Genomic DNA, 6,808 nt, shown 5'->3' with positions numbered 1-6,808 from the left:
CCGACCACGTTACCGCCACTGCTGACGCCGCCACAGCATATTCAAGTACTAAAGCCCAACCTACTGTCCACGCTAATAATTCGCCCATTACCGAATAAGTGTATGTATAAGCCGATCCTGCTACCGGAATCATCGCGGCGATTTCGGCATAACACAAGGCTGCAACTATGCAGATGCCGCCTGCGATCGCGAAGGCAAGCATCAGGCCTGGTCCAGCCTTCTGCGCTCCGGCTGCGGTCAAAGCGAAAATCCCCGTCCCGATGACGCAGCCGATTCCAAACAGCGTCAGTTGAAACCAACCTAACGTCCGCTTTAATGACTTCTCCTCAGCAGCAGCGAGTATGGCGTCGAGTGGTTTGACGCGCTCGAATTTCATAAAATTTGTCCTCCCGGGGTCGAAGCGTCATTGAACCACGACACAATGGTCGGGGAGCCTAACCTCAAATTTCGACAGCGCAATTTATCTGTGCCCCGTTAAAACGCCGCGATCGTGGCCAACGTCCCTCGCGAGTTGATCCGGTGATATTGCAGGCCGTGACGGGTAGATGACCACTGCTCCGCTCGGTCCGATCGTCCATCGCATTATTCCCGAAATTCGATCAATTTCAAGAATGCGGCGCAACTCCACAACGGCTATTTATCGGTGATAGAAAGGTGCCAATGAGCGCTGAAATCCACCCACACGTTGTACTGATACAACCCGCCTACAATGGTTGGTTAGACCATTGGTCCCGGGCCCGAGTACGAAATGTTATTGCTCGCGCAGCAAAACCGTGAAATGCTGTAATACGATGATGATGCAACTGATCTCGATCATGAGCCATCGCCGCTACCAATAGGAAGCGGCATCGTCATCGTTTGACCATCGCCGCCGTTATGGCGCGACGATCAAGGCAGTGTAATGGCGGCTCATATAGAGAGCCTGAAATGGTACTGACCATCGCCATAGCTCAGCCGACAAGCGTCCCCGACTTGGGCCGCCTGCATAGTATAGTCCAAGATCTTCACGCTCGATTAAGTTCTGATATATTTCGATGCGATTGGCTACCTTCCGAACCAGAAATGTTGTGGGCGACGCGGCTAACAGATCCTAAGTGCAAGGTCCTTATTGCCATAATAGATGGTACTACTGTCGGGTATATCTGGTTTGAGATCTTAGTCCGCGAGCGAGATGCTACGCATATCTCCCGGATGCGAATGCACGTTCATCACATCGTCGTCGATGAGATAGCGAGAGGTGAAGGAGTTGGTGAAAGACTTTTGGCCCAAGCAGAACTGGAAGCTTGGCAACTTGGCATCTCAGACATTACGCTCGACGCTTGGGCTTCAAACTCTATCGCCCAAGCCTTTTTTAGCAAGCGAGGGTATGAACCGGTTTACATCAGCCTTACGAAAAAGGCGGAAGCATTTTAAATAATAGTGGCAGCGTCATTAGGTATATTGGACGGAAGCTGCCACAGTCTTTTCATGAGACATTAAGGTTTAGTATAGGATGTCATTTGGCGGATCCCGGCACAACGCCTTATGTAGGTTTTTTGCCCTCATCCCCATGAGCAGCCATTCCCGGAATTCGATCGATTCCGAGAACGCCTGAGCCGTCTCGACCGCCGTCCGTTTGTAGGAAACCCGCCGCCAAACTCGACAGGCGTTGCCCCAACACATAGCGTCGCATCGTGATCGAAGATGGCACCCGCGACGGTACGAAACTACATGCCGCGGAGTCATCCGGGGAGGATCGGGAGCTTCGCGCGTGCGCTTCGGCGTCCGGGCCCTTGTCGAAAGGCCCGATCGTCTTGAGGTGGTTGCTTCGCATCCTCGTCGGCTGCGTCGCTGCGGCTGTCCTGATGTTCGTTGGACTGGTTGCCTACTTTTTCCTTGTTGTCGGGCCGCGCCAGGAGGCGGCTCGGCAGGACGCCAGGCACGCGGCGGAGGCGTTTGCGCGGTTGACCGGTGGGGAGCGGCGCCTCGCCATCTACGACGCCTTCGCGGCGCAGATTTCCGCACATTATTACGATCAGTCTTTCGGTGGGTTCGACTGGCCGAAGCTCAGACGACACTGGCGTATCGAGGCTGCGAAGAGTGCCGACGACTGGCATCTCTACTGGGACGTGATGGCCCAACTGGCCCAGACCTTCCCGGTATCGCATGTCAGCGTGGAGATGCCGATCGCGGCAGCGAAGCGCGCGAAGGCGGACGGGGGTATCCAAATCCAATTGCCGGTCTCAGCGCCCTGTCCGGAACCAGACGGCGGGATGCTTCTCACTCCCATTCGACGCGGAAAGGAAATCGGGATCGAAGTGGGTGAGGTGATCCCCGGCTCTGCTGCGGCCAAAGCCGGTGTGGCGCCCGGATGGCTTGTACTGGAATATGCCAACAAGCCGGCACCATCGGGGCGTCGGATCATGGCGACGCTCCTTCGCCTGACGCCCGACCAGATCGGGAAGTGGGAAGGCAGCGGACGAGACGGTTTTCGCAACCTTGCCGTTCCTGATAGCTCGAAGAGCAAGGTCGCCTTCGACGTCGATTGTGGACGGGTTCGGCCGGCCGTCGAAGTCCGGTCCCTTGCCGGCGGCGTACGCTACATCCGGTTCGACAAGTTCGAGGCGGAACCCGTTCAAAAGGTCGCGGAAGCGTTGCGGCAGGCCGGACCGGCAGGTGTGGTGATCGATCTCCGCTTCAACAGCGGCGGGTTCCCGATGCTTTTCTTGAATCTTCTCCTGCCGCCGGGTCGCCCCGTCTACAGGACGATGGACGCGTCCGGCCTCGGGGTGTCCAGGACCGACGCCGAGGCCGCGTCCTATGCCGGCCCGCTCGCGATCCTGACCGGTCCTGCATCCGCAAGCGCTGCGGAGGTCTCGACAGCGGTGCTGAAGCGGCTTGGCCGTGCCGTCGTGATCGGACGGCGGACGAATGGGTCTGTCCTTGGTGCCCCTACCTTTCCGCTCCCCGACGGCGGGCGGGTGCAGGTGCCGGTGCAGGACTTAATCATGCTGGACGGAACGCGCCTGGAAGGGGCCGGTGTGGCGCCAAATCTCGTCGTCCTCGCTTCGTCGGCTGATCTTCGCGCTGGACGCGACACTGCGCTTCTCGAGGCGCTTCGCACTTTGAGCCGTTCACGTCCGCCGACGTAGTAACACGAAATCGCGTCCCGATCAGACGTCGTTGAGATCGTGCAGTTTCGCAATTCCCGTTTCACCATCGATTGCGAGAACCCGGATGCCTTCTCTCCCGCCGTTCCTAACCGGGAATGAGAGGCACATGACGCGGGTCGCGGAAATGACCATCCGTTGACGACTGTATTATGCGGGCATATCACTTCGAGCGGTCATGCGGAGCAGAAATGCCTATCAAACTTGTTCGTCGAACCGTTGCGTTGCTCCTAGCCACGGCGTGTGTGCCTTCATCCGCAAATGCACAGACGGCCAATGCTACATCGCAGTCAGTTGGATCAGGTGCGCCCGCGAGCGTCGATCCGCTGACGGTGGCGATACACATCAAGGACGTTGAGCGTTTCACGAAGGTGTTGTCCGCCACCAACGGGCGGCCAAGGGCATCCGATATTCAAAAGGGGTATCTGGATAATGCCTCGTATGGCGTGTCGGTCTTTACGCCCGGCCGGATTGGCGATGCGGCCCGTCTCGCCAACAAGGTCAGCGCCGACCCAGCCTTGTACGGTCGAGCGGTTCGTGAATGTCTTCCCCGCGTAAAGGAAGCCACGGCCGACCTTCGGGCGATCTACCTCGCCTTGCATGGATTGCTGCCCGATCAGCCGCTCCCACAAATCTATGTAGTAATAGGAGCCGGTAATTCCGGTGGCACCGCAGGCCCCGGCGCTCAGGTCATCGGACTTGAGGTACTATGCGCGGAGAATCCTTCAGCCGTAGGCTTCAGGATAGCGCTTCGTCGCTTCTTCGCGCACGAAACCGTTCATACCTTCCAGCAGGATATATCGGGAGTGGAGAAATCTCCTCTGTTGGGTGAAGCTCTTATTGAAGGAGCGGCGGATTTCATTGCCGCCCTGGTGACGGGAGAAGTACCCGAGCCGGAGAGGGCGAGTTGGGCATCCCAGCGTGAGGGAATACTATGGGATCAGTTTCAAAAAGACATGCCCGTAAGCCTAGCGACTGTTCAAGACAATCCGCCTGCTGATGCAGTTAAGGCGGTCAATAGATGGCTGCATAATTACAAATCAGCGCCACCCGGTTGGCCTAGTGAAGCCGGTTACTGGGTAGGTATGCGTATCTGGACGGCATACTATGCGGCTTCGACGGACAAGCATCGCGCCATTCGCGATATGTTGAAGTGGAACAATCCTGAATTGATCCTGCGACAAAGTGGCTACCGATGATCAACTTCTAGATAATGTGGAGAAGTTAGATGAAAGTTGATGCACAGGAGCTTCCAAAAAGCGGCGTTTTCAAGGGCATCGTCAATGGAGATGCGCGCGTAAGAAGCGGATCGAACCTTGAAGTAAAGGGTGTTATCAACGGCGATCTGCATATTGAGGCGGAGTCCAAGGTGCTGGTAAGCGGCATTGTGGAAGGCCGCGTTATAAACGACAGCTCCGAGGTGGAGCTTACAGGGATTATCGGGGGATAAGGCCCGACAGCCGAGCAGGTCCGATTCCTAAAACACCATCCTTTTGAGGAAAGCCTCAGCCGTTTCGGTCGCCTTTCGCTGGCGGGAAGGCGAACGGGCGTGATCGATCACGCCCGTCGCTGGCATTAACCGGGTGAAGCGGCAGAACCGGCCAGCAGCCCGCCGTCGATGTTCACTTCCGTCCCTGTGACGTAGGTCGCCTCATCCGAGGCCAGCATTACCGCAATGGCCGCGACTTCATCGGGCATACCAAACCGCTTGAGCGGCGTATCCGCGACTAGCGCCTGCATCCTGGCGTCCCGATCGGGACCGGTGCCCAGCATCGGCTCCCAAATCGGCGTGAGGATGGCGGCCGGATGGACCGAGTTGCAGCGGATTTTCCAACCCTGTTGAGCGCAGTAGAGCGCAACCGTCTTGCTGTGGTTGCGGATCGCTGCTTTGGACGAGGCATAAGCCGCAGCGCCAGGGATGCCGACCAGTCCCGAGCGGGAAAATATGTTGATGATAGATCCTGCCCCCACAACCCTCATCGCGCCTATTGCATAGCGACAACCGAGGAATGTCCCGTCGAGGTTGACCCGGTGAACCTCGCGCCAGTCCGCTAGGCTGGCATGTTCTGGGTCGTGATGTGCCATGCCGGCTTCGAACCCCGTCACGCCGGCATTGTTGACCACCACGTCGGCTACGGGAACGATGGCAGCTAACCGCAACCAATCAGCTTCCTCACGTACATCGAGCGGTTCGAACCGACACCCGATTTCAGCCGCTGTTGCCGCTCCTGTTGCTTCGTCGATGTCGGTGACAACGACGACCGCACCTTCGTCATGGAAGCGAGCTGCTATTGCGCGGCCGATGCCACGCGCAGCGCCGGTGACGACGCACGTCTTGTTATTCAGTCTTTGCATGATGTTCTCGAAACAGAGCCCAGTCGGCGGATTACTCCGCTGGCGTATGCTTTGCCGCTTTAGCGGTGACGCTGGATCATTTCGAAAGGCTCCCGAGGACGTCACGATGCTACGGTAACAATCGATCGGCTGCAATTCCCAAAACCCACCTGAGAGAAGCGGGCGTTGGCTCATCGTCCAAGTTAGGGCAGCGTCACCGGATGCCTCACCGCTTGAACCTGACCGCCCTCCTCGTCGACGAATATGACACCGCCATCTCCTTTTTCGTCGATAAGCTTGGCTTTGAGTTGCGTGACGACACCTCGCTGACAGATGGCAAACGGTGGGTGGTGGTCGCGCCGCACGGCGCGGGGAGTGGACTGCTACTGGCGCGGGCTATCGGGGATAGGCAACGTGAAGCGATCGGCGATCAGAGCGGAGGTCGAGTGTTCCTGTTTCTTGAAACGGATAACTTCGCCCGTGACCACCTCGCGTACACGCAGGGAGGTATCCGCTTCGTCGAAGCGCCTCGCCATGAACCATATGGCATCGTGGCTGTCTTCGAGGACCTTTATGGCAACCGATGGGATCTGATCGAGCCTATCACCGGCGAGCAGTGATTCCCGATTGACCATCGTTTCCGCAAAGATTGAACGGCAATGTTGTGGCGGCGCGCGCGACGCGGCTACCGTGTAACGCAACCGAGACGTTAACCGAGGAAAGCTATGCGGGTTCACGACGGGAAGGTTGCCATCGTCATTGGTGGAACGCGCGGCATCGGTGCAGCGATCAGCCGAAGGTTGGCGGCTGATGGCGCATCGGTTGGGGCAACATTTCTAAGCCGGTCGGATGACGCCGAGCGTCTTTCAAGTGAGTTGAGTTCGGCAGGCCGTCATGCCCTTATAGTGCAGGCAGACGTTAGCGATGCGGGCGCGCTCAACGACGTGATGAATCAGATCGTGCAGCATTTTGGCCGACTTGATATTTTGGTGAGCGTAGCTGGAACGGCAATCGTAGGGCCGCTTGAGGATTACCCGGACGGTGCGTTCGACCGCTCTTTTGCGTTGAACGTCAGAGCGCCATTCCTTGCAGCAAAGAAGGCGGCAGGCTTGATGACCGAAGGCGGGCGGATCGTGACGATCGGAAGCATCGTGGCGGACAGAATGCCCGGCGCTGGCGGCACGCTCTACGCGGCGAGCAAAGCCGCGTTGGGAGGCATGACACGCGGTCTAGCACGGGATTTAGGCGAGCGTGGCATCACCGCGAACCTAGTTCAGCCGGGGCCGATCGACACCGAACGCAACCCTGCGGATGGTCCGAACGCC

General features: G+C 58.0%; 8 protein-coding genes. 6 read left to right on the top strand and 2 right to left on the bottom strand.

The features are described from left to right. On the bottom strand, window positions 1–376 hold a 376-nt coding region (locus tag sphst_RS00325; RefSeq protein ID WP_159043435.1), incomplete at its 3' end, for an amino acid permease. A gap of 551 nt (window positions 377–927) precedes the next feature. On the opposite strand from sphst_RS00325, the gene sphst_RS00320 reads away from it, so the two are divergent. The 4 genes from sphst_RS00320 (at window position 928) to sphst_RS00305 (ending at window position 4,599) form a co-directional block, all read left to right on the top strand. Next, window positions 928–1,413 (top strand): GNAT family N-acetyltransferase, encoded by a 486-nt coding sequence (locus tag sphst_RS00320; RefSeq protein ID WP_159043434.1) that lies wholly within the window; start codon window positions 928–930, stop codon window positions 1,411–1,413. A gap of 431 nt (window positions 1,414–1,844) precedes the next feature. After that, entirely contained in the window at window positions 1,845–3,131 is a 1,287-nt protein-coding gene (locus tag sphst_RS00315) for a S41 family peptidase (RefSeq protein WP_159043433.1), read from the top strand. A 209-nt stretch (window positions 3,132–3,340) separates the two neighbouring features. Next, entirely contained in the window at window positions 3,341–4,348 is a 1,008-nt protein-coding gene (locus sphst_RS00310) for a gliding motility protein GldB-related protein (protein WP_234387235.1), read from the top strand. Between the two features lie 29 nt (window positions 4,349–4,377). After that, complete coding sequence (locus sphst_RS00305) at window positions 4,378–4,599, top strand: hypothetical protein (protein ID WP_031393931.1); 222 nt, start codon at window positions 4,378–4,380, stop codon at window positions 4,597–4,599. A 125-nt stretch (window positions 4,600–4,724) separates the two neighbouring features. On the opposite strand, the gene sphst_RS00300 is transcribed toward sphst_RS00305, so the two are convergent. Continuing rightward, entirely contained in the window at window positions 4,725–5,504 is a 780-nt protein-coding gene (locus sphst_RS00300; protein ID WP_031393930.1) for an SDR family oxidoreductase, read from the bottom strand. A gap of 212 nt (window positions 5,505–5,716) precedes the next feature. Between sphst_RS00300 and sphst_RS00295 the strand changes: the two genes are divergently transcribed. Together sphst_RS00295 and sphst_RS00290 are read left to right on the top strand one after the other, a co-directional pair. After that, window positions 5,717–6,103, top strand: a complete 387-nt coding sequence (locus tag sphst_RS00295; protein ID WP_325049395.1) for a VOC family protein — start codon at window positions 5,717–5,719, stop codon at window positions 6,101–6,103. Between the two features lie 105 nt (window positions 6,104–6,208). Beyond that, window positions 6,209–6,808, top strand: a 600-nt coding sequence (locus tag sphst_RS00290) for an SDR family NAD(P)-dependent oxidoreductase (protein ID WP_107044992.1), incomplete at its 3' end; no start/stop codon positions are given.

Source organism: Sphingomonas sp. STIS6.2, assembly GCF_000732685.2.
Lineage (GTDB): Bacteria > Pseudomonadota > Alphaproteobacteria > Sphingomonadales > Sphingomonadaceae > Sphingomonas > Sphingomonas aerolata.
This window is presented reverse-complemented; position numbering and strand designations above follow the sequence as displayed.